Source organism: Acinetobacter sp. NIPH 817, from assembly GCF_000368405.1.
Classification (GTDB): Bacteria; Pseudomonadota; Gammaproteobacteria; order Pseudomonadales; family Moraxellaceae; genus Acinetobacter.
This window is the reverse complement of the sequence record NZ_KB849420.1, coordinates 1359660-1380907: the sequence shown is the minus strand read 5'-3', so window position 1 is coordinate 1380907 and position 21248 is coordinate 1359660. Positions and strand designations below refer to the sequence as shown.

General features: G+C 37.4%; 21 protein-coding genes. 6 read left to right on the top strand and 15 right to left on the bottom strand.

Translation table 11 applies throughout. The features are described from left to right. Positions 1-266: 266 nt before the first annotated feature. From F968_RS10150 to F968_RS10090, 13 genes are all read right to left on the bottom strand, one after another. Positions 267-974, bottom strand: a complete 708-nt coding sequence (locus F968_RS10150) for an SIR2 family NAD-dependent protein deacylase (protein WP_081399524.1) — start codon at positions 972-974, stop codon at positions 267-269. 91 nt (positions 975-1065) lie between these two features. Continuing rightward, positions 1066-1440: a glycine cleavage system protein GcvH gene (gcvH, locus tag F968_RS10145; protein ID WP_003651425.1), complete on the bottom strand. Its 375-nt coding sequence runs from the start codon at positions 1438-1440 to the stop codon at positions 1066-1068. A 37-nt stretch (positions 1441-1477) separates the two neighbouring features. Then, the gene (locus F968_RS10140) at positions 1478-2503 is read right to left on the bottom strand and encodes an AraC family transcriptional regulator (protein ID WP_004792780.1); all 1026 of its coding nucleotides are present in this window, start codon (positions 2501-2503) and stop codon (positions 1478-1480) included. A gap of 107 nt (positions 2504-2610) precedes the next feature. Beyond that, entirely contained in the window at positions 2611-3051 is a 441-nt protein-coding gene (locus tag F968_RS10135) for a MaoC family dehydratase (RefSeq protein ID WP_004792778.1), read from the bottom strand. Continuing rightward, positions 3051-4898: an ABC transporter ATP-binding protein gene (locus tag F968_RS10130; protein WP_004792777.1), complete on the bottom strand. Its 1848-nt coding sequence runs from the start codon at positions 4896-4898 to the stop codon at positions 3051-3053. The genes F968_RS10135 and F968_RS10130 overlap by 1 nt, the downstream gene beginning before the upstream one ends. 368 nt (positions 4899-5266) lie before the next feature. Next, a complete protein-coding gene (locus tag F968_RS10125; RefSeq protein ID WP_004792775.1) occupies positions 5267-5803 on the bottom strand; it encodes a DUF2058 domain-containing protein in 537 nt (178 codons plus the stop codon). A 3-nt stretch (positions 5804-5806) separates the two neighbouring features. Next, positions 5807-6487, bottom strand: coding sequence for a YoaK family protein (locus F968_RS10120; RefSeq protein ID WP_004792773.1), 681 nt, complete (start codon positions 6485-6487; stop codon positions 5807-5809). A gap of 4 nt (positions 6488-6491) precedes the next feature. After that, complete coding sequence (gene sstT / locus F968_RS10115; RefSeq protein WP_004792771.1) at positions 6492-7694, bottom strand: serine/threonine transporter SstT; 1203 nt, start codon at positions 7692-7694, stop codon at positions 6492-6494. A 408-nt stretch (positions 7695-8102) separates the two neighbouring features. Continuing rightward, positions 8103-8414 carry an ArsR/SmtB family transcription factor gene (locus tag F968_RS10110; RefSeq protein WP_002121379.1) on the bottom strand — a complete coding sequence of 104 codons (312 nt, stop codon included), beginning with the start codon at positions 8412-8414 and terminating at the stop codon, positions 8103-8105. Positions 8415-8880: 466 nt separating this feature from the next. Next, positions 8881-9444: a TetR/AcrR family transcriptional regulator gene (locus F968_RS10105; protein WP_004792769.1), complete on the bottom strand. Its 564-nt coding sequence runs from the start codon at positions 9442-9444 to the stop codon at positions 8881-8883. Between the two features lie 369 nt (positions 9445-9813). After that, on the bottom strand, positions 9814-10977 hold the full coding sequence (locus tag F968_RS10100; RefSeq protein ID WP_004792768.1) for a ribosomal protein uL16 3-hydroxylase: 1164 nt from the start codon (positions 10975-10977) through the stop codon (positions 9814-9816). A 31-nt stretch (positions 10978-11008) separates the two neighbouring features. Then, positions 11009-11602, bottom strand: coding sequence for a Maf family protein (locus tag F968_RS10095; RefSeq protein ID WP_004792766.1), 594 nt, complete (start codon positions 11600-11602; stop codon positions 11009-11011). Beyond that, positions 11602-11985, bottom strand: a complete 384-nt coding sequence (locus F968_RS10090) for a DUF2237 family protein (protein ID WP_003651438.1) — start codon at positions 11983-11985, stop codon at positions 11602-11604. The genes F968_RS10095 and F968_RS10090 overlap by 1 nt, the downstream gene beginning before the upstream one ends. A 138-nt stretch (positions 11986-12123) precedes the next feature. On the opposite strand from F968_RS10090, the gene F968_RS10085 reads away from it, so the two are divergent. The 3 genes from F968_RS10085 to fba all read left to right on the top strand — a co-directional run bounded on the left by F968_RS10085 (position 12124) and on the right by fba (position 14840). After that, positions 12124-13311 (top strand): phosphoglycerate kinase, encoded by a 1188-nt coding sequence (locus F968_RS10085; protein ID WP_004792764.1) that lies wholly within the window; start codon positions 12124-12126, stop codon positions 13309-13311. Positions 13312-13435: 124 nt separating this feature from the next. Beyond that, positions 13436-13681 (top strand): hypothetical protein, encoded by a 246-nt coding sequence (locus F968_RS10080; RefSeq protein WP_004792763.1) that lies wholly within the window; start codon positions 13436-13438, stop codon positions 13679-13681. Positions 13682-13802: 121 nt separating this feature from the next. Then, positions 13803-14840: a class II fructose-bisphosphate aldolase gene (gene fba, locus F968_RS10075; RefSeq protein WP_004792761.1), complete on the top strand. Its 1038-nt coding sequence runs from the start codon at positions 13803-13805 to the stop codon at positions 14838-14840. Between the two features lie 116 nt (positions 14841-14956). On the opposite strand, the gene F968_RS10070 is transcribed toward fba, so the two are convergent. After that, positions 14957-16267, bottom strand: coding sequence for a peptidylprolyl isomerase (locus tag F968_RS10070; protein WP_004792758.1), 1311 nt, complete (start codon positions 16265-16267; stop codon positions 14957-14959). Then, complete coding sequence (locus tag F968_RS10065) at positions 16267-18705, bottom strand: LPS-assembly protein LptD (protein ID WP_004792757.1); 2439 nt, start codon at positions 18703-18705, stop codon at positions 16267-16269. The genes F968_RS10070 and F968_RS10065 overlap by 1 nt, the downstream gene beginning before the upstream one ends. 120 nt (positions 18706-18825) lie before the next feature. Between F968_RS10065 and F968_RS10060 the strand changes: the two genes are divergently transcribed. From F968_RS10060 to rsmG, 3 genes are all read left to right on the top strand, one after another. Continuing rightward, positions 18826-19839 (top strand): aminoglycoside phosphotransferase family protein, encoded by a 1014-nt coding sequence (locus tag F968_RS10060; RefSeq protein ID WP_004792755.1) that lies wholly within the window; start codon positions 18826-18828, stop codon positions 19837-19839. Continuing rightward, positions 19839-20528, top strand: a complete 690-nt coding sequence (gene murU / locus F968_RS10055; RefSeq protein ID WP_004792753.1) for an N-acetylmuramate alpha-1-phosphate uridylyltransferase MurU — start codon at positions 19839-19841, stop codon at positions 20526-20528. Before F968_RS10060 ends, murU begins: the two co-directional genes overlap by 1 nt. Positions 20529-20615: 87 nt before the next feature. After that, the gene (rsmG, locus tag F968_RS10050) at positions 20616-21248 is read left to right on the top strand and encodes a 16S rRNA (guanine(527)-N(7))-methyltransferase RsmG (RefSeq protein WP_003651451.1); all 633 of its coding nucleotides are present in this window, start codon (positions 20616-20618) and stop codon (positions 21246-21248) included.

Sequence of the window (21248 nt, the reverse complement as noted above, 5' to 3'; positions counted from 1 at the left end):
TTTGTATCATTGTGTAACTTAAAATAAGTGGGTTTTTAAAGAGAAAAATTATAATATTAATCATTAGCTTATAATTTTTTAATATTTGTTTTTTTTAAATTTTGGGGAGAATAAAAAATATTTCAAAAAAATAACTCTAAATCTAGTTACAAAATGGTTAGGAGATAAAGTTTTATTGAGCAAAATTAGAACAATGTTAGGAAGTTTTATCTAAAAGATAGTAGTTTTTATTCAAATTACATTTATTTAATCCTTAAAATTAGCAATTAATTGATTAAATTTTCAAAAAGTTCATGCATTCCTTGAGTCGCTGACATCTTTAATAATTCATATTGGTGGGGAACACGCCTATGATCTGCTTTGGGATCTATATAGTATGCTTTACATTGAGCTGTAACTTCATGCACTAAACCCGCAACTGGATATACGCTTAATGTGGAGCCGATTACAATAAAAATATCTGCACTTTGCACGACTCTAATGGCTTCCTCATAAGCAGGTACAGCTTCACCAAACCAAACTACATGTGGACGAAGGGGATAACCATTTGGGCAAAAGTCATGTTCTAAGTCTAGTTTCCAACCGTTAATGTCATAAAACTGGGTTGTAAATTGTGCATTGGGGCCAGAACTTTTTGCTAATCGAATGTTTCCATGCAAATGTAAAACGTTGAAACTTCCGGCACGTTCATGTAAATCATCAATGTTTTGAGTAATAACTTGTACGTCAAAATAGTCCTGTAACTTGGCAATATATTGATGAGCTGAATTGGGTTGAGATTCTAAAATATTTCTACGTCGTTCATTATAAAAGCGTTGAACTAGAGCAGGGTTCTTTTGCCATGCTTCAGGTGTGGCAACTTGCTGAATGTCGTAATTTTCCCATAGACCATTACTATCACGAAAAGTGCTAATTCCACTTTCGGCACTCATTCCTGCGCCAGAGAATACAACAAGCTTTGTCATAGAAGTCACCGATTCATAAAAGTGAATTTGAATAGATAAAGAAAAAACCAGTTTAAGACTAAACTGGTTTTTATTAAATATGAAAAGCTATGACTATCTTTTATAGGCCGGCTTCATATTCTGCATTTGTTAAAAGTTTTTCAACATCGGCAATATTGTCTGGTTTGATTTTATAAATCCAACCCTTACCGTATGGATCGTCATTTACAAAATCAGGATCATCTTCAAGGTCAGTATTTACTTCTACTACAGTGCCTGAAACTGGAGCATGGATATCAGAAGCAGTTTTTACTGATTCAACTACACCAGCTTGTTCGCCCGCGGTAACTTGGCTTCCAACTTCTGGAGTTTCAACGTAAACCAAATCGCCAAGTTCATCTTGTGCATGATCGGTAATCCCTGTAATAACAAGATCACCCTCAATCTTTACCCACTCATGTGTACGTGCATACTTCAGTTCCGAAGGATGATTCATGGTAACTCCTTAAGCTTGTGTCCAATAGTTTTAAAAATTATAAGTATGGGTCTTTACGCCAGTTGCTCGGACTGCGGCCGCTCCAGCGTTTAAAAGCACGGCTAAAATTTGCAACGTCCGAATAGCCAAGTTCATCAGCAATTTGTTCAAGACTATAATCTGTACGTGAAAGTAAAGATGTTGCATGTCGATAGCGTACTTCATCAACTAACGTTGAAAATGATGTTCCTTCCGCTGCTAATTGACGTTTGAGCGTTCGATCAGACATATGTAGACATTCAGCTACATTTTCGATGCTTAAATAATGTTGTTCAGAATTACTTAAAATATCACGAACTCGCATTGCTAAACGACGGCGTTCACCTAAAGCGGATAGTTCAGCTTCGCACTGATTAATAGCAACTTGACTTGCGATAGGGTCAGCATTAACCAATTTTATCCCTAAATATTTTTTATCGAAACTTGAAATTAAATGAGGTTGGTTAAAGCGAATTGTGCTGCTTAGCTTATTTCTATATTTGTCAAAACCTTCTGGTTCTGGGAAATCTAAATCTACATCACCAGCTAAATCTTCAATACCAGTAATCGCTTTCGCCATGCTCATGATACCAATGGTTAAACCTAAAACGATTTCTGTACGCAAAGGTTCAAGTTCAATATCACACTGTAATTGTAAGGTTGCTTTGGGCCCAAAAGTTGAGAAATATAATTGTAAAAAGGGTAAGCGTAGCTGAATAAAGCGAGCCGCAAGAGCAATTGCTTCAGTAATATCTTTGGCTGTCATAATTGCATAGCCAATGAAGCCATGAATTGAAATACGCATTTGAGTACCAAGATGGTAACCCAACGTAGTTTCGCCAGTTAAATTAAGCGCGTGTTTTACCAGTTCATTTGCTACTGGTGTAGAAATACGATAGTCAGGATCCGCCAGTTGCTCGCTAGTAAGATGAAATGGAGCAAATAATGTTTCGTCGTTGTATCCCCAACGTGAAACAACATCTAATAGCAATAAGCCATAGACACCCGGAATACCCTGATCTTGACGAGCTGAGGTAATTTTCATATGCGTTCCATTGCTCTCATCAATTTTTCACATGCATTTCTTACACATATTGTCATGAAATATAATCTGAGTTTATAAAAACTGTTAGACAATCATATCAACCATTTTTAAACATTTTTTTTAAAGACAACAATTTTTGTTGTTGAAATAAGTAAAACATCCCCATGTTGATTTAAGGCTTGCGTAACGTAACTAACAATACCACGATCTAATTTTGTTTTGGATGGTGTGATAGCTGAAATTTCAGCTTCAACATGAATTCTATCACCAGGTCGAGTAGGGCGTGGCCATCGTAGACTAGATTCAGAACCTATTAGGCCGCCATGAATAGGCATGCATTCTGTCCATAAACGCATAGTGATAGCTGACGTATGCCAGCCACTTGCAGCAATCCCCTGAAAAATAGGGTCATGCTTAGCTTGCTCTTCATCTGTGTGAAATGTTTGAGGGTCATAGGAGTTTGCAAATTTTTTGATTTCATCTAAGGTGATTTCATATTCACGGCTAATGAAACGATCACCAATTTTCAAATCTTCTAAATAAAGCATTAATCTTGACCCTGTAAAACTTTTTGTTCAAATAGGAAACCGCCTGTTTGGCGTTTCCATAATTGTGCATATATTCCATTTTGTGCAATTAACTCTTCATGTGTTCCTTGCTCAGCAATTCGACCTTCATCAAGAACAATTAAACGGTCCATTTGTGCAATAGTAGATAATCGGTGTGCAATTGCAATAACCGTTTTATCAACCATCAGGTCATTTAAACTGGATTGAATCGCTGCTTCAACTTCTGAATCTAGTGCACTGGTTGCCTCATCTAAAATGAGAATAGGAGCATCTTTTAAGAATACACGTGCGATAGCAATACGTTGTCTTTGACCACCAGAAAGTTTTACACCACGTTCACCGACTTGGGCGTGATATCCATTACGACCTTTTAAGTCAACCAATTGAGGTATAAATTCGGCTGCTTTGGCTTTATTTACAGCATTCTCCATCTCGGCATCAGATGCATCTGGACGGCCATATTTAATATTTTCAGCCACTGAGCGATGTAATAAAGACGTATCTTGGGTTACTAAGGCAATATTGGCTCTTAGACTATCTTGAGTCACATTTTCAATATTTTGGCCATCAATTAAAATTTCACCGTCCTTAAGATGATAAAAATGTAAAAGCAGTTGGATTAGAGTTGATTTACCTGCACCTGAACGCCCAACAATACCAATCTTTTCACCTGCTTTAATATGTAAATTGAAGTGATCAATTACATTTTTATTGTTATAAGCAAAACTCACATCTTTAAATACAATCTCACCTTTGGCAACTTCAAGAGTTTTTGCATCTGGTTTGTCTTGAATATTGATTTTTTTACCTAATGTCTGCATACCATCTTGAATGGTTCCGACATTTTCAAATAACGCGGACATATGCCACATCATAAATTCAGCCATACTATTAAGCTTTAAAATCATGGCAGTAGTCGCTGCAATTACACCTAATGCTGCTAAACCTTGAGTCCATAGCCAAACTGACGTGCCAATAACACCAATAAATAAAACAGCTGATAGCATGTTGATACTTATTTCAAAAAGAGTGCCTAAACGCATCTGAGCATAGACTGTTGTCATAAACTCTTTCATTGAGGCTTTTGCATATTGGCTCTCACGTCCCGCATGAGCAAACAATTTAACAGTTTGAATATTGGTGTAAGCATCAGTAATGCGGCCAGTCATAACTGCTCTGGCATCAGCTTGTTGCTGAGAAACTTTACTTAAACGGGGAATAAAGAACCATGCACTTAAGAGAAATAAAGTTAACCAAACTAAAAGTGGTATTAACAAAATAGGGGAAATAGCCCCAAGGACAATGCTAACCGTAATAAAGTAAATAGCCACGTATGCTAACATGTCACCCAAAATAATCCAGAATTCACGGACTGCTAGGGCAGTTTGCATAACTTTTGCAGAAAGTCTTCCAGCAAAGTCATTATGGAAAAAATCTAAGCTTTGTTTCAATAACAGATTATGAAAACGCCAACGCAAACGCATTGGAAAAGTACTATATAAAATCTGATGTTTAATAATAGATTGAAAATTTACGAAAAAGATATTAGCAAATAAAACACTAATTAAAATTAGTAAATCAGTCGCATGTTGACTTAAAAAACTTTCAGGATGACTTTTACTTAACCAATCCACGAGTTGTCCAATCTTTGAAAAAAGTAAGGCTTCAAAGCTTGCAGCACCTGCTGTAAAAAGAATAAGTAAGAATAAGTAGGGGCGTAAGCCTTCTGTCGCTTGCCAGACAAATGGGAAAAAACGAGTTGGTAAAGGTTCATCCAGACCTTTTGTTGGGTAGGGATCTACAAGTTTTTCAAACCACTTCAGCATGAATTACTACCTTTAAGACAAAAGCCACTTAATTAAGTTTTTGCAATTAAATTTACAGAAAAGTCAGTTAGATCAATATTACTTAGGTTTTTGATCTTTTGAGCATGTGTAAATACATATGAACTGATTACTTTGTACGTCATTCATTAGTACATGACGTAAAAATTGGATGTCTGAAGAAATATTCAAGACTGTCGCGAGGACTTAAAAATTATGATTTATTATATCGGGATTAATAGATAAAGTGGTGAAGGAATTTATTCTTTAAGTATTTTTTTCTTAATATTTTGAACGTTTGTTAAATTAATACTTTTTAAGCCAAATCGAAAAAGGCCTTTATACCTGCATCATAAAGGCCCTTGTATGTATTACCACATTAAATCATCAGGAATAACATACGCTGCATAAGGATCTTCTTCATCAGTGGCTTGTTCATTTTTCTCAGCATTATTCATTAAAATGAAACCTTGCATTTTTTGATCTATTTTTTCAGCTAAAGCTTTTGGCAAATAAGCGTATTGATCTTGGTCTTTAGCAATGACTAAGCTACCGGTAACAAGTGCATTATATACTTGCTGAGAAATATATACCTTCTTGATCTTACTCTCATCAATAAATTGATAAACACTATCGCCATCAGTATTTGAAATTTTATGATGTTTAATCATTTGAATGATTGATGCTTTGAGGGCTTTTTCCTCAAGCTGTTGTTGTTTTTCTAAGTTTAAAGCCTGATCTTTAGCTAACTTTTCTTGTTGAGCTTTTTCAATATTTGCTTTGATTGCTGGTTCATCACTTTGACCGATACGTTGCTCATGGTGAGCTTGTTTTGTTAGTTTCTTTGCTTTTTTATTATCCACTAACCCAGCTTTCAGTAGCTGTGCTTGTAAGGCATTTTTAACCATGACTTAATCCTTATGTGAAGTTGAAGGGCTATAGAGATAAACTACCCAGTAAGAAATACTTAAGACTAAGCTTAAAGTTGCTGGCAATAAAAATGCTTGTAACTTTAAATACGGATGTACTAGTGCTGCGAGTATCCCACCAAGCAGAAAACCTGTAAAAATAAGTAAGTGTAAAACAATACGTCGGTTTTCTACTGGTAAGCCTCGAGCTTTGTATCCAAGGGCTAAACCAATATCTGTTAAAACACCAGATAGATGGGTAGTTCGAATAATGGTTCCTTTATAATGGCTTACCATCGCATTTTGTAGGCCCATCGCTGTACAAGCCCATAATAATCCATAGCGTGGAAAATAAGGTAGTAATAGCCAACAAAGAAAAATGAATAAGGCAACCAGACTCAAAGGTAAGCCATAGCGACGACCTAATCGAAAGTGACTGCTGCCTAAAATAAAACCACTGTAAAATGAACCACAAACATAACAAATAATTACTAGAAGCAAGAAAATGATATGTTTCGGCTGCCACTCTACCAAACTCATAGCTAGCATACTAACGTTGCCAGTCATATGTGAAATAGATTGATGCAAAAGGGTAATTAACCCTAATACATTAATCATTCCGGCATTGAATGCCAGTAAAAAGGCTCCGAGTTGGAACCAGTTTGGTAGACGTTGAAATGGCATGTGTTTAATAAGCTTGTTTAGAGCGAATATCTACAGCTGCGGTAAATAAAATATCCGTAGAAGAGTTAAGCGCTGTTTCTGTAGAGTCTTGCAATACACTAATAATCATACCCACTGCAACAACTTGCATAGCAATTTCGGTTGAAATACCAAATAAACTACATGCTACTGGAATCAAAAGTAAAGAACCACCCGCAACACCAGATGCACCACATGCTGAAACTGTAGCAACAACTGATAAAATAACCATTGTAGCTAAATCAACATGAATACCAAGTGTATGTACAGTTGCAAGTGTGAGTACAGTAATTGTCACTGCCGCACCAGCCATATTGATTGTCGCACCTAATGGAATAGACACACTTGCTGTAGATGGATTAACACCTAATCGCTCAGCCAGATCTAAGTTAACCGGAATATTGGCTGCAGAACTTCGTGTAAAGAATGCTGTAATACCACTTTCTTTTAAACATTTAAAAACTAATGGATATGGATTGCCGCGGATTGTTAAGCCTACCAAAATAGGGTTAACCACGAGGGCAACAAATAACATTGTTCCTAGTAATACCGCTAATAAGTGTGCATAGCTTTCAAGCGTCGCGAGACCAGCATCTGCAAAAGTCACTGCAACTAATCCAAAAATACCGACTGGTGCAAAAGCAATTACTTTGTGAATAATAGCACTGACAGCATGTGCAACATCTTGCATCACTTGTTTTGTGGTGTCTGAGCTATGGCGCATGGCTAAACCTAAACCAATTGCCCAAGCTAAAATACCAATAAAGTTTGCTTCACTAATTGCTTGAACAGGGTTCGCAATAAAGCTTAAAAGCAGATTTTTTAAAATATCAGCTAAACTTCCTGGTGATTGTAAATTATTATGAGAAACCGTGTTGAGATAAAGAGTGCTTGGAAAAGATAAACTTGCAATAACAGCACTAAAAGCGGCTAGCAACATACCTATTACGTATAGAAGTAAGACTGGGCGTAAATTTGCACTATGGCCTACTTGGAAGTTGGCAATAGAGGAAAGCACCAATACAAAAACTAAAATAGGGGCAACCGATTTTAAGGCTTTAATGAAAAGCTCACCAAATAAACTTAAATAAGGCGTAACGTTCGGAAATAGTAATGCAACGCCTATCCCTAGAATAATGGCGATAATAATCTTAGTGACTAAGCTTAATCGAGAAAAGAATGCAAGCATATAAAGGCCTTATTAACCTAATCATGGCTAAAGGTTGAACAAGCGGAGTATTTTATACTTAAGTGCTGTGAATCTTAAGCTTTTTTATAGCAAGTATAAGTTTTTATAATTATTGGTAATATTAAGTCATTGTTTTTATTTTGATTAATTTTAAATATGGGAATCTATAATTGGTGATTTTGTTTGTTAAATGCTCATTGAAAAATTAATTAGATCAAAAAGCTGTGCAAGTATCCGATAAACTACAGAGAAATGAATTTTAAAAGAGTAAAGAGGTAAGTAAAACTTTGGAAAAGCTACGCGAATTTTCAAAACTTTGTGCTTGGACTAGACTCTAAGCTTTCAAGCTGAAAAATCGCATATTTCAGGAAATTACTACTATTATTATAAATTTATAATTTAAAGATTTTATTTACTTGCACAATACAGTTGGTGAAGCGTATTTAAAATTGAATGCATATTATCATCCTTAATAGAATAAAAAATTTGCTTACCATCGCGACGAGTTGATACAACATCACTTTTACGTAACATCATAAGCTGTTGTGAAAGAGTGGGCTGTGTAATTTGAGTCTTCTCTTCAATTTGTGAGACATTTAGCTCTTCATAAGCTAAGTGACATAAAATTAATAAACGATCTGTATTAGCCAAAGATTTGAGAATTCCAACGACTGAATCAGCCGCATTTTTCATTTCTTCAATTTGGAGTCCATCTTTCATACTTTATACCTATATCAATATAGCGGGCATAGTATAGATTGATCTTGCAGAAATGAATGTAGCAAAACTAATCAATCCAATTGTTTTTGTTGAAAAGCAATATAAGGGGAACTGATAAATAAGTAGTATTTTTAATTAAAAACAGTTGTTTGTAGTTCTTTTGTGTCTAAAGTGTTGCATTGTGTTATAAGTTTAATTGTTAAGTATAAGTGAATTGAAGTTAATATGAAATAACTGCTATTTCACTCGGATAAATAGTTAAATCTAATTTATCTTTAAAGGAATCATAAAAAGTGATTGAGTTTTTATTTTTTAAATATATAATCTGTTTTGTACAGACAGGTCTGTATATTTTGGTTCGGTAGGGTCGAAAAAAACGTCTAATTTAGAACCAAAATGACTTTCAGACGCAGCGTGATAGATAAGAAGAACATTAATATAAGAAGAAGAACATCACGCTTTATTTTTAAGCTGCTCTTTCAAAGTCGATTAACTTTTCAACCCGATTCCAATAATCATAGATTTTTATTGAACCATGTTCGACCTGAGCTTGAATGGTCATACCTTCCAATATATTAACGAGTAATAAAGATAAAGGACCTGGTTCTTTTACATCATATTGATTAAGAAGATTTTGCATAAGTTGAGTCAACCAAGCTTTATACAACGTAGCGGGTTGGTGTGTTGATGGATACTGTTTTAAAACTTCTTCCAAAGCTTTTTGAAACATACAGCCATTAAAATCTTCACTATTAAACCAGTCGGAATACCATAAAAATACTGCTTTAATTCTCGCGAGAGGATCTAACTCATCATGTTGTGATAAAGCAGAAGTAAGCGAATTTTGTAAAAGCGTATTCCGTAGAAGTAGGCATTCTTCAATTAACTTTTCTTTTGATGGAAAATGCTTATAGAAAGTCATTTTTGCAACACCAGATTCATTAATGATGCGATCTACACCTATAGAATTATAGCTATACGAGTTAAAAAGTCTTAATGCGGTGTTAATAATGTCATCTTTTTTCGACATATTTTTTTAGCCTCTCACAAATGAATTGCTATTTGCTTGAAATGTGATCTGTATTAATGAGAATCTGGACCTTTAATTTTACAAGGTATTGTTTGTTATTGATAGAAAAAAGATATTATTTTTTTAAACGGTATCGTTTAGATTTTAAGGAAAAAGTAAGTAAGAGGTATGCTATTTCTTTAATAATAAGATTTTCTATTTTTAATTTTGATTTCAAGATTTCTTACGCTTAATAACTTTGATTACGCGCTATTTAAGGATTTGCAGATAAATTTAATGAGCAATAATCGAGTTTATTTTGAGTTAGGTTGTTAATTTAAAAAGTAGACTTTTCCACGCTCATGAAAAAGTCTACTTTTATTAAGATGTTTACTCTGCAGGAGGTAAAAGCATCAGGATAGATTCATTTAACAAGTGAGCAACGTTTTCTAGCGTTTCATCATCACTAAATTGGCTATCGAAAGCTAGACTTTCTCCATTAGCAATTGCTTTTAATTTTTGCTCAAAGGACTCAACTATAAATAGCGCTTCACCATTTCCCCAAAAGTTTAGGCTTCCGCTTTTTTCTGTATAGAGTAGTCGAGAGGCTGGCTCTAAAAGAACCTCGTAACCTTCGTGCAAAATTTCCTTCAAGTCATCGGCTTCGATTTCATCAGCCTCTGGAATATTATCTGGATATTTAGGTTCACTCATATAAGACATAATAGCGGCATCAAGTGCTGCTGAATCTTGTAATTGAGCTAATACTAAGTCTTTTAAGTAGCCAAGTTCAGAGGTATTAATTTCACCAACTTGACTCATCTGTTTGCGTGCGATGTCGACAACAGGATTTTGCAATAAAGTGTTAGCTGAAAATTGATCACTAATACGTTCCATCATCCCTGCAACGTTTGGCATGCGAAAGCCAAATGAGAACGTTAGGCAATCATCTTCAGCAACGCCATAATGTGCCATTCCAGGCGGAACATATAGTAAATCACCAGGTGCCAAAATTTCATCAAATTGTACATCTATTTCTGGCAAGAGTTTTAATGGTTGATTTGGTACAAAGGAAGTATTTGCATCACACATTTGTCCTAACTGCCAGCGACGATGTCCATGACCTTGAACTAGAAACACATCATAAAAATCAAAATGCTTTCCTACTGAGCCACCTTTAGGAGCGTAGGAGACCATAATGTCATCGCGGCGCCATTGAGGAATAAATGGAAATTTTTTCCAAAGTTCAGACAGATCAAATGAATAATGATCTACAGCTTGTACTAAAAGCGTCCATAGTTTTGGGAGCTTTTGAAAATCACCCTTGGTTAAAGGTGAAGACTTGACGTGCCATTCATTTGGATTTTTATCTTTTTGGCGAATGAGTCGGGCACTCGCATGTTCTTCCAAAGCAAGTTCTTGCACATCTTGGGGTTCTAAAAGACCTACAATTTCTGGCAACCCGTTACGTACTAGTAAAGGTTTTTTCTGCCAATATTCTGCTAAAAATTGTTCGGCAGTAATACCGCCTAAAACTGCTAAAGGTTCTGTCATGGAAATAACCTATTTATAAAAACATCTAAAATTAAGGAATTTGTAGACCAAGCTGCCTTAAAATATGGCAAAGTTGAATCATGGGTAAACCCATAAGTGTCGTCTGATCTAGGCCAGTCATTTTTTTGAACAAACTAATTCCTAAACTTTCACACTTAAAGCTACCAGCGCAATGGAGTGGTTGATCTAATGCAATATATCGTTCAATTTCAGCTTGAGTTAGGGTTCGGAATTTAACTTGATAATGTTCAACAAGCGTTTGCTCAAAATTCCCTTCAAGCCATTGCACACTGAGTGCCGTACTAAAGAAGACAGTTCGACCAGAGTTTTCTGCTAACTGTATTTTGGCATTTTCAGTGGTCATTGGTTTACCAATAAAGTCGTTAGGAGCGTGTTCTCGCCATGCGACTTGATCGGAACCAATAATAATTGCATGTGGGTTTTGTGCAGCAATCACTTGGGCTTTTGTGAAAGCCAGCCTTTTTGCAAGTTCATCGGCATGGGTTTCATTGCGAGGGCTCTCATCAATATCAGGACTAACACAGATATAATTAATCCCTAAGCGATCCATTAAGGCTTTACGCGTTTGACTGCTTGATGCCAAAATAATTTGTGGCTGAACCATTACACTGCAAATTCCATTAAAACATCTAAAGGTACATAGCTTAATACAGCTTGGTGACATGCATGTATTTTGATAGGAGGTGCTTGACCTGCTTGATATGCTTCTACCCAGCGGGTTACACAGATACACCAGAAATCACCGGGTTTTAGACCAGGGAAATCTACTTCTGGTAACGGGGTAATAAGATCATTACCTATTTTTTGTGAAAAATTTAAGAAATCAGAGGTCATTTGCGCACATACGGTATGCTGACCAAGGTCTGTTACTGCTGTGTGGCAGAAGCCATTTCTAAAATAGCCAGTAATAGGGTCGAAACAACAACTTGCTAACGGTTCACCTAAAACATTTAAACGATTAATTTGCGGATCTGGATGAATAGACATAATGGATGAAATATCAAATGACTATGTCTATCATAATCAAAACTCACGCTTTCTACAGCTTTTATGCAAAAAAACTAACCTTTTTTGATGTAATCATTTAAAATTGGCGCGTTTTTAAAATCATAAAGAGAGCTTTACATGAATTTTCAGCGTATGACTGACCTTAACTTAACAGGTAAACGCGTCCTTATTCGTGAAGATTTAAACGTTCCTGTCAAAAATGGTGTGATTACTAGTGATGCTCGCTTACGTGCAGCATTACCAACAATCAAGGCTGCTTTAGAAAAAGGCGCAGCAGTGATGGTGTTTTCACATCTAGGTCGTCCTGTTGAAGGTGAACCAAAGCCGGAACAATCACTTGCACCAGTCGCTGCTTATTTAACAGAAGTATTGGGTCAAGAAGTTAAATTGTTAACTGATTACCTAGATGGCGTAGAAGTTGAAGCTGGCCAAGTTGTATTGCTTGAAAATGTACGCTTTAACCATGGCGAAAAGAAAAATAATCCAGAGCTTGCACAAAAATATGCTGCATTATGCGATGTATTTGTGATGGATGCATTTGGTACTGCTCACCGTGCAGAAGCCTCTACTGAAGGTGTAGCTCGTTTTGCTCCTGTAGCTGCAGCTGGCCCTTTATTGGCAGCTGAGTTAGATGCACTAGGCCGTGCAATGCAAACTCCTGAAAAACCGATGGTTGCAATTGTTGCAGGTTCTAAAGTTTCAACTAAACTGGATGTTTTAAACTCACTTTCTAGTATTTGTGATCAACTTATCGTTGGTGGTGGTATTGCAAATACATTCTTGGCAGCTGCTGGTTTCAATGTTGGTAAGTCACTATACGAAGCTGATTTAGTTGAAACTGCAAAACAAATTGCAGCGAAAGTAAGTGTTCCACTTCCTACAGATGTGGTAGTTGCGGATGCTTCGCAAATTAATTTTGAAGATTTCTTGGGTTCTTTAGCAGCAGCGCAAGCAGTTGTGAAGAAAGTAGAAGATGTAACTTCAAACGACATGATTTTAGATGTTGGTCCGGAAACAGCTAAAGCATTTGCAAATATTTTAACAACGTCAAAAACGATTCTTTGGAATGGTCCTGTAGGCGTATTTGAAGTTGATCAGTTTGGTGAAGGTACGAAAGCGCTTTCGCTTGCTGTTGCTGAATCTGCTGGTTTCTCTATTGCTGGTGGCGGAGATACTTTAGCTGCGATTGATAAATATAACGTTGCTGATCAAATTGGTTATATTTCTACAGGTGGTGGTGCATTCCTTGAGTTTGTTGAAGGAAAGACTTTGCCAGCAGTTGCAGTTTTACTTGAGCGTGCTTAATACTGTTATCTAAAAACAATAAGGGATTGGGTTGCCAGTCCCTTTTTTCATGGATAGGTCATTAAACTGTCATATATCTGCAATAAAATAGCGAGCATTAAATCACCAACTGTGGACAATAGTGATGAATTTAAAGCTTACATTTGCTGCTGTGTTAATTGTACCGATGATGTTGACTGCTTGTGCTAAGAAAGATGAAGCATCTCAGGCTGGACAAGAATCGGCAGCTTCTACTGCTGTTTCTGAAAAAGTAACGCCTGAGCAACAAGCAGCAATTGATGCGATTGATAAGCCAGTTTTAGATGAAAAGAATACTGATGTGGTTGAAGGTAGTGCATCAAGTGAGACGGCTGCTTCAGAAACACATTAATTTGTTGTTTTTTGTTAAAAAATCCCTGCATATGCGGGGATTTTTTTTGAAATACTGTGATTTGTTGCTGAATTGAAATAAATGAAAGGGTAGAATAACCCGCACTACCTGGGAGGATATTATGGCACTCATTTCAATGCGCCAGCTCTTGGATCACGCTGCTGAACATAACTACGGCGTACCAGCATTTAACGTAAATAACTTAGAACAAATGCGCGCAATCATGCTTGCCGCGGATGCAACCAATTCACCTGTAATTGTTCAAGCATCAGCTGGAGCTCGCAAATATGCAGGCGCTCCATTCTTACGCCATCTTATTTTGGCTGCAATTGAAGAATGGCCACATATTCCAGTGGTAATGCACCAAGATCATGGTACAAGCCCTGATATCTGTCAGCGTTCAATTCAGCTTGGCTTTAGCTCTGTGATGATGGACGGTTCATTAGGTGTAGACGGTAAAACACCTACAACTTACGAATACAACGTTGATGTAACTCGTAATGTTGTTGCTTTAGCGCATGCATGTGGTGTTTCTGTCGAAGGTGAGATTGGCTGTTTAGGTAGCCTTGAAACTGGTATGGCTGGTGAAGAAGATGGTGTTGGCGCAGAAGGTGTGCTAGACCACTCACAACTTTTAACTTCTGTTGAAGAAGCGACTCAGTTCGTTGCTGATACAAATGTTGATGCACTAGCAATTGCAGTTGGTACTTCACACGGTGCGTATAAATTTACGCGTCCACCTACAGGAGATATTTTGGCAATTGACCGCATTAAAGAAATTCATGCGGCATTACCAAATACTCACCTTGTAATGCATGGTTCGAGTTCTGTTCCGCAAGAATGGTTAAAGGTAATCAATGAGTTTGGCGGTAATATTGGCGAAACTTATGGTGTACCTGTTGAGCAGCTTGTAGAAGCAATCAAACACGGTGTACGTAAAATCAATATTGATACTGATTTACGTTTAGCTTCAACTGGTGCGATTCGTCAATTTTTGGCAGAGAATCCATCTGAGTTTGATCCACGTAAATACTTTGCTAAAACAGTTGATACAATGAAGCAAATTTGTATCGATCGTTATGAAGCATTTGGTACAGCTGGAAATGCTGACAAGATTCGTCCAATTTCTTTAGAGAAAATGGTTGATCGTTATAAATAATTCCCGTTAGGGTTTAATTTAAAAAAACCGGTTATTTATAACCGGTTTTTTATTAAGTGAATTTTATTCATAAAAAAAACCTGCGATGAACGCAGGTTTTAATGAAGACAAAAGACTTACTTTTGTAAGTTCTTTTTGTCTAGACTTGGATCTTTAATTTCTACATAAGCATTCGCACGCACTTCACGCAACCAGCTGTCGATTTCAGTATTAAATTGACGTTCACCTAAAATTTGACGTGCCATACGTTCTTGATATTCATGAGTCATATCTTTTTCACGTTTTTCAGTTACTTGTAAAATGTGCCAACCGAATTGAGTTTGGAATGGTTCGCTGATTTCACCGACAGGAATTTCCTGCATTTTCTTGTCAAATTCAGGCACCATCATGCCTGGAGTAACCCAACCTAAGCTGCCGCCATCTCGCGCAGAGCCTGTATCATTTGAGTAGGTCGCTGCAAGAGTTGCAAAATCATCGCCAGCTTTTAAGCGTTTATAGATGTTGTCAATAATTTGCTTGGTATTTTCAAGGCTAACCACTTCAGACGGTTGAATAAGAATATGGCGAGTTTGATATTGAGGTACTAAAGCTTTTTGCTCATTTTGTTTGCGTTCAATAAGTTTTAAAACATGTACACCATCACGTACTGAAATTAAGTCGGTTGTTTGACCTTCTTGTAATGGGGTAATACGGGCTGCAAGTTCGGCGGGAATGTCTGAAAGTGGGCGGAATCCCATGTCAGCACCTTCAACTTTTGTATTTGCAGTTGAAAGTTTTTTCAATGCGTTTATATCATTACTTTGTGCAAGCTTCGAACGTACTTCTTGAGCTACAGATTGAACTTCCTGCGGATTATCACCAGTAATACGCATATGAATTACGTGTGCTTGGTTGCCTAAAGCAGCCTGTCCCTGAGGTGATTTCAAGAAGTTTTCTACGTCTTGGTCACTAATTTTAATACGGGACATGACTTGTTGTTGGCGCAAACGGCTAATCGCTAAATCTTCAGCGATTCGGCCACGTAAACTTTCATAAGTTCCTGGTGCCATAGCATCCAACTTTTGCTGGAAAGCTTCTAAACTTTTACTTCCAGATTGACTTGCTACTTTTAAGACTGCTTCATTTAAGCTTTTTTCATCAGGTTTGATGCCATATTTTTTAACTTGTTCAAGTTGTGCCTCACGCAAGATGAGTTGATCTAACACCTGAAATTGTAAATATTGCTGAGGTGGAACCTCTTTTTTTTGTGCTTGTAGTTCGTGAGCGGCTTCAGCCATCCCTTGTTGAAGATCACTTTTTAAAATTACGCTATTGTCCACAATTGCCACAACTTCATCAGCGGGTTGGGCAAAACTATGCATTGATGAAGAGATTAGGGCAGCAAGGGTAGTTGCTTTAAAAAACTGTTTAAGATGCTTTGTCTTCATTAACGTTGTGTCCAAGATTGATTAATTTTGTTAAAACCTAAAACGCGATTTTCAAGTAAAGACGCGAGTTTATTGTTTAAACCACCTAAACCTTTTAGCGTAATTTCGGCCATAATGGCACGTTTTTCACTAACATCTGGAGATTTTGGATCATCTAGATCGTTATAGTATGAGCGACCATAGACAGAAATGCCCCAGCAACATGACTCATAGTTAACCCCTAGTAATATCTCGCGGGCAACATCATTGTCCATGTCATATTGTACGTGACCCATAATACGCCAATTATCTTTAACTGGTTGTATAAACGATGCAACAACCTGATCGTAAGTATCTTGACGTCCTGCAATATCTTTACGGTAGAAATAGCCTAAGTTATATAGGTTTCCTTTATCTCCAGTATAATAAACTTGGAAATCACGCTGAGCATTGTCACCATTCGACATCCATGCTGAGTTAGCAGCAATGGTGAAGTTTTGGTTTAACTGGCTTGTTAAACTTACAACTGGACCAGTGTTACTTTCAGTATCAATCTCATCTTGTTGCTTTAATGTCACACGACGATCTTCAAAATAATAACTTTGACCAACACTTGCACGTAAACGCTCTAAGCCGACTGTGTCAAAAAGGCTATAGCTTACGCCAAGTGATAGAAAGTTGTTGTCTTCAAGACGGTCATGTCCGTAGAAGCGGTAAGGGTTAAATAATTGATCGTAACTTACTGATGCTGAAGTTGAGTCAAAATTTGGATAGTTGTCTTGGTTTTTGTATGGAGCATAGGCATAAAACGCACGAGGGGTAAGTGTTTGTAGGTACTTGCCCTCACGTTCAAAATTCAGTCCAGTATCCAATGTGAATTGAGGTACAACGACTGATTTATTTTCAGAACCGCCATCTAGACCTTGAGATGCGATACTGTCTTTATCGTAGAATGTTTGAATAGAACGTACTGAAACTTCAGGGATTACAAATGCTGCTGGTGTGCGGTAGTTGTAGCGTGTTGCAAACTGGTTGTAGATACGTGTACCGCTACTTTCCTGAGCAGAATCATCATTAATTGATTTCTTGAAGTATGCAGTATCGTTATTAAATTCGTATTGTAAACCTAATGGATTGCCCGTGACATAATTTAATAAGAATTGTGGCAAGCGTGCATAAGGCTTATCAACATCGGCAATGTCAGGGTCAAGTGTTTGGAAATCTTCGACTTTAAGCTGAGCTTTTAAACCGGGAATACCGTGTTGATAGTTAAGTTCCCATGCTCTACGTAAGTTTAGGTCTGTTTTAGAGTTAGGGCTACTATCTAAATCTGAGAAATAGTCTTTATCTGAAGCGTAGTTGTATTCTAGATTGGTCGACCATTGATCGTTGATATTCCAGTTATGTAAGAAATGGAAATCTTTACGATCTTTATCATCATATTCTTTGTCAGATGGCAACATGCCACCCCACATCTCACCTGCACCAAAGCCATCCGTTAAATATCTAAAGTCACCTTTTAACATTGCACCGCGGTCTGCTAAATAGCGCGGAGTAAGTGTCAGGTCATAGTTCGGTGCAAGGTTTAAATAAACTGGAACAGAAAGCTCAACACCACCATCGTTTGAGAAACCAAACTGTGGATTAAGAATACCTGTAGTGCGGCGATCATCAATTGGGAAGTTAAAGTAGGGAATTGCTAGAACTGGAACATCTTTAACATATAGTTTTGTTCCGTGGGTTGTACCACGTCCAGTTTCCTGATTTAACTCAATTTTATTTGCCTGAATTTTCCAACCTGGTTTTTGACCCGGTGGACAAGTCGAGTAGGTCGCATCGTTAAGAACCATGACATTTGGTGATGTTCTTTCGATTTTCCCTGCGTGACCATGAGCATGTTGCTGTTCAGAAATATAAAAACTATTTTCTAAATTACCAGTCTGGTTTTTTAGGTTGTAATTAATTTCGTCACTCTGTGAAAGCAACCCGCCTTGAGCGAGTTGTACTCGGCCTTGTGCGTGTGCAAAGGTTTGGGTCTTATCAATCGTAACCTTGTCAGCACGAACTGTGCGTCCTTCCTGATCAATAACAACATCGCCTTCTAAAACTGAGTCGCCGGCAGGATTATAATGTCCATAATTAGCCGTAACGACAGAAGTCGTCTTATCAGCATCTAAGGCTTTGGTCTGTGGGTTAATCGGTGTAACCCAAGTACCCTGGCAAAATGCCGAGCTTAAATATTTATTGTCACGAAGCTGGGCCTCAGGTGCAGATTTATCAACATAGTACTGCTGAAAGAATTCTTGACCCGGGTAGGCTTCTTTGATGCTCGCTTTAAGTTGATTATTGTCTATATTGGAGACAACATCAGCTGACTCAGCATAACTTGATTGTATGGAGCCACATAAGAGCGTAAAAATAGCTGTCGCTAAAGGATTAAATTTAAACTGATGCTTCATTGTCTCATTAACCAAGTATGCTAATTCACAATTAATTATTGTCGCATCATAGAGAAAAAGTTTATAAGTGGCTACACTTAACCCTTCAAAAATCTCAGCTTGTTTTAGATTTTATTGCAAATGAATACACAACGTGAACAATTGATATATACATGGCTTACATCTGTTCTTAAAAATGATCAATTTAAGATCGCTTTTTTAGCAGGTGATGCAAGCTTCCGACGTTATGCGCGTATCCAGTTACAAAATAAAACGTATATGCTCATGGATGCCCCTCCAGAAAAAGAAGACTGTGTTCCGTTTGTGACCATTGACGAATTTTTTGCAGGCCATGGTGTGCGCGTACCTCAGATCGTCGCGAAAGATTTGGCTCAAGGTTTTCTGTTATTGGAAGATTTTGGTGATGTGCTGTTGTCTACATTATTAAATGATGAAACAGTCGATAAATACTATGAACAAAGTTTTAAACAACTTATTCAATTGCAATCTATTGATGGGACTAACCAGTTTCCAGCTTATTCCTACGAAAAATTAATGTCGGAAATGCAGTTACTCACAGAATGGATGTTGCCATCGCTTGCTATTCAGCCGACTGCTGAGCAGAAAAAAACGATTGATGACGCATTTGAGTTCTTGGCTCGTGCCGCAGTAGCCCAACCGCAAGTTATTGTACACCGAGATTTTCACAGTCGTAATCTGATGAAAATTGAAAATGAACTAGAACTTGGAGTAATCGACTTCCAAGATGCTGTTATTGGTGCTGATACATATGACTTAATTTCGATTACACGTGATGCATATGTTCAATGGAATGCTGAGCATGTTTATCAATGGTTTAGAACCTTTTATGACTTATTGCCTGAATCTGCCAAGCAGAACCGCAGTTTTGAGCAGTTCAAGCGTGATGCAGATTTAATGGCTATTCAGCGCCATATTAAAATTCTTGGCATTTTTGTTCGTTTGTTTGAGCGTGATGGTAAGTCTGGATACTTAAAAGACTTGCCGCGAGTCATGTGGTATTTACTCGAAGAAAGCCGTGGTTACGCTGAACTTGAGGAATTTATGGTATTTATCAATAACGTAGTAATGCCTAAATTTATCGAGAAATATGGTAACTATGAGGTGGCAGCATAATGAAAGCAATGATTCTTGCTGCTGGCTTAGGTAATCGTATGCGTCCACTTACGCTATATACACCAAAGCCTCTGCTTGAGGTTGGTGGTAAGCCGCTAATTGTGTGGCATATTGAAAAACTTAAGAAAATTGGTGTAACTGAAATCGTCATCAATTCTGCATGGTTGGCCGATAAACTCATTGGTAGCTTAGGTAATGGTTCGCAATTTGGTGTGGATATCCGTTGGACACGAGAGGATGAGGGGCTAGAAACAGCGGGTGGAATTATTAATGCTTTGCCACTGCTTGGAACAGATCCGTTTATTCTGGTGAATGGAGATGTATGGACCACAATGGATTTTGAAGCTCTACCCCATATTAAGTTAAATGATGATTTAGCTCATCTTGTATTGGTTGATAACCCTAAACAGCACCCTGAAGGCGACTTTACATTATTCGATGGACGCGCTTTCACATTCGATCAAGATGTGACGGGTGAGAACCTCACTTTTAGTGGTGTGTCTGTTATCCATCCTAAGCTTTTTGATGGATTGGAACCAGGTAAACGTCCTTTAGCTCCACTGTTGAAGCAAGCGATGCACAATCAAAAAATATCTGGTGAAAAGCTTAAAGGTGCATGGGTAGATGTGGGAACGCCTGAGCGTTTATTAGAGCTAGATTTGCAAATTCGTGAAGGCTTCTACGATTAAGTGTGTAATCCCTAATCGTTAACTAGTGTTCCACGATGCATAAATGGGTATACTTTGTTTTAAATTTTACTTAGATGTTATCTGTTTATGCATCCGTTTTTTCAAGAGTTACAACAGGGTAGTCAAAAATTAGGTTTATCGCTTAGCGATGAAGCTTTGGCATTATTGTTAAAGTATCAAGATGCTTTGGTACTTTGGAATAAAGCATATAATCTGACAGCAATTCGTGATCCGAAAGAAATGTTAGTGAAGCATTTGTTGGATAGTCTAAGTATTTTAAATGACTTACCTGAAGGTAGACTGCTTGATGTGGGTACAGGTGGTGGTATGCCTGGCATGATTATTGCTCTTTGTCAGCCTCAACGCCAATGTGTTCTTTTAGATTCTAATGGTAAAAAAATTCGTTTTTTGAAGCAATTTATTGCTGATCTTAAGTTGAGTAACGTTGTGGCAGTGCAAACTCGTGTTGAGAATCAAGATACAATTGATGAGCTTGGCCAGTTTGACGTCATAACAAGTCGAGCTTTTGCTTCTTTAACGGACTTTGTAGATGCAGCTCAGCCATATCTTCATCAGAGCAGTATAATCGCAGCGATGAAAGGTGTAGTGCCAGTTGAGGAAATTGAGCAGCTCAAGCAGGACTTTTCATGTAAAGTGATTGAACTGCGCGTACCAAGACTTGATGAACAACGTCATTTACTTTTACTTCAACGTATCTAA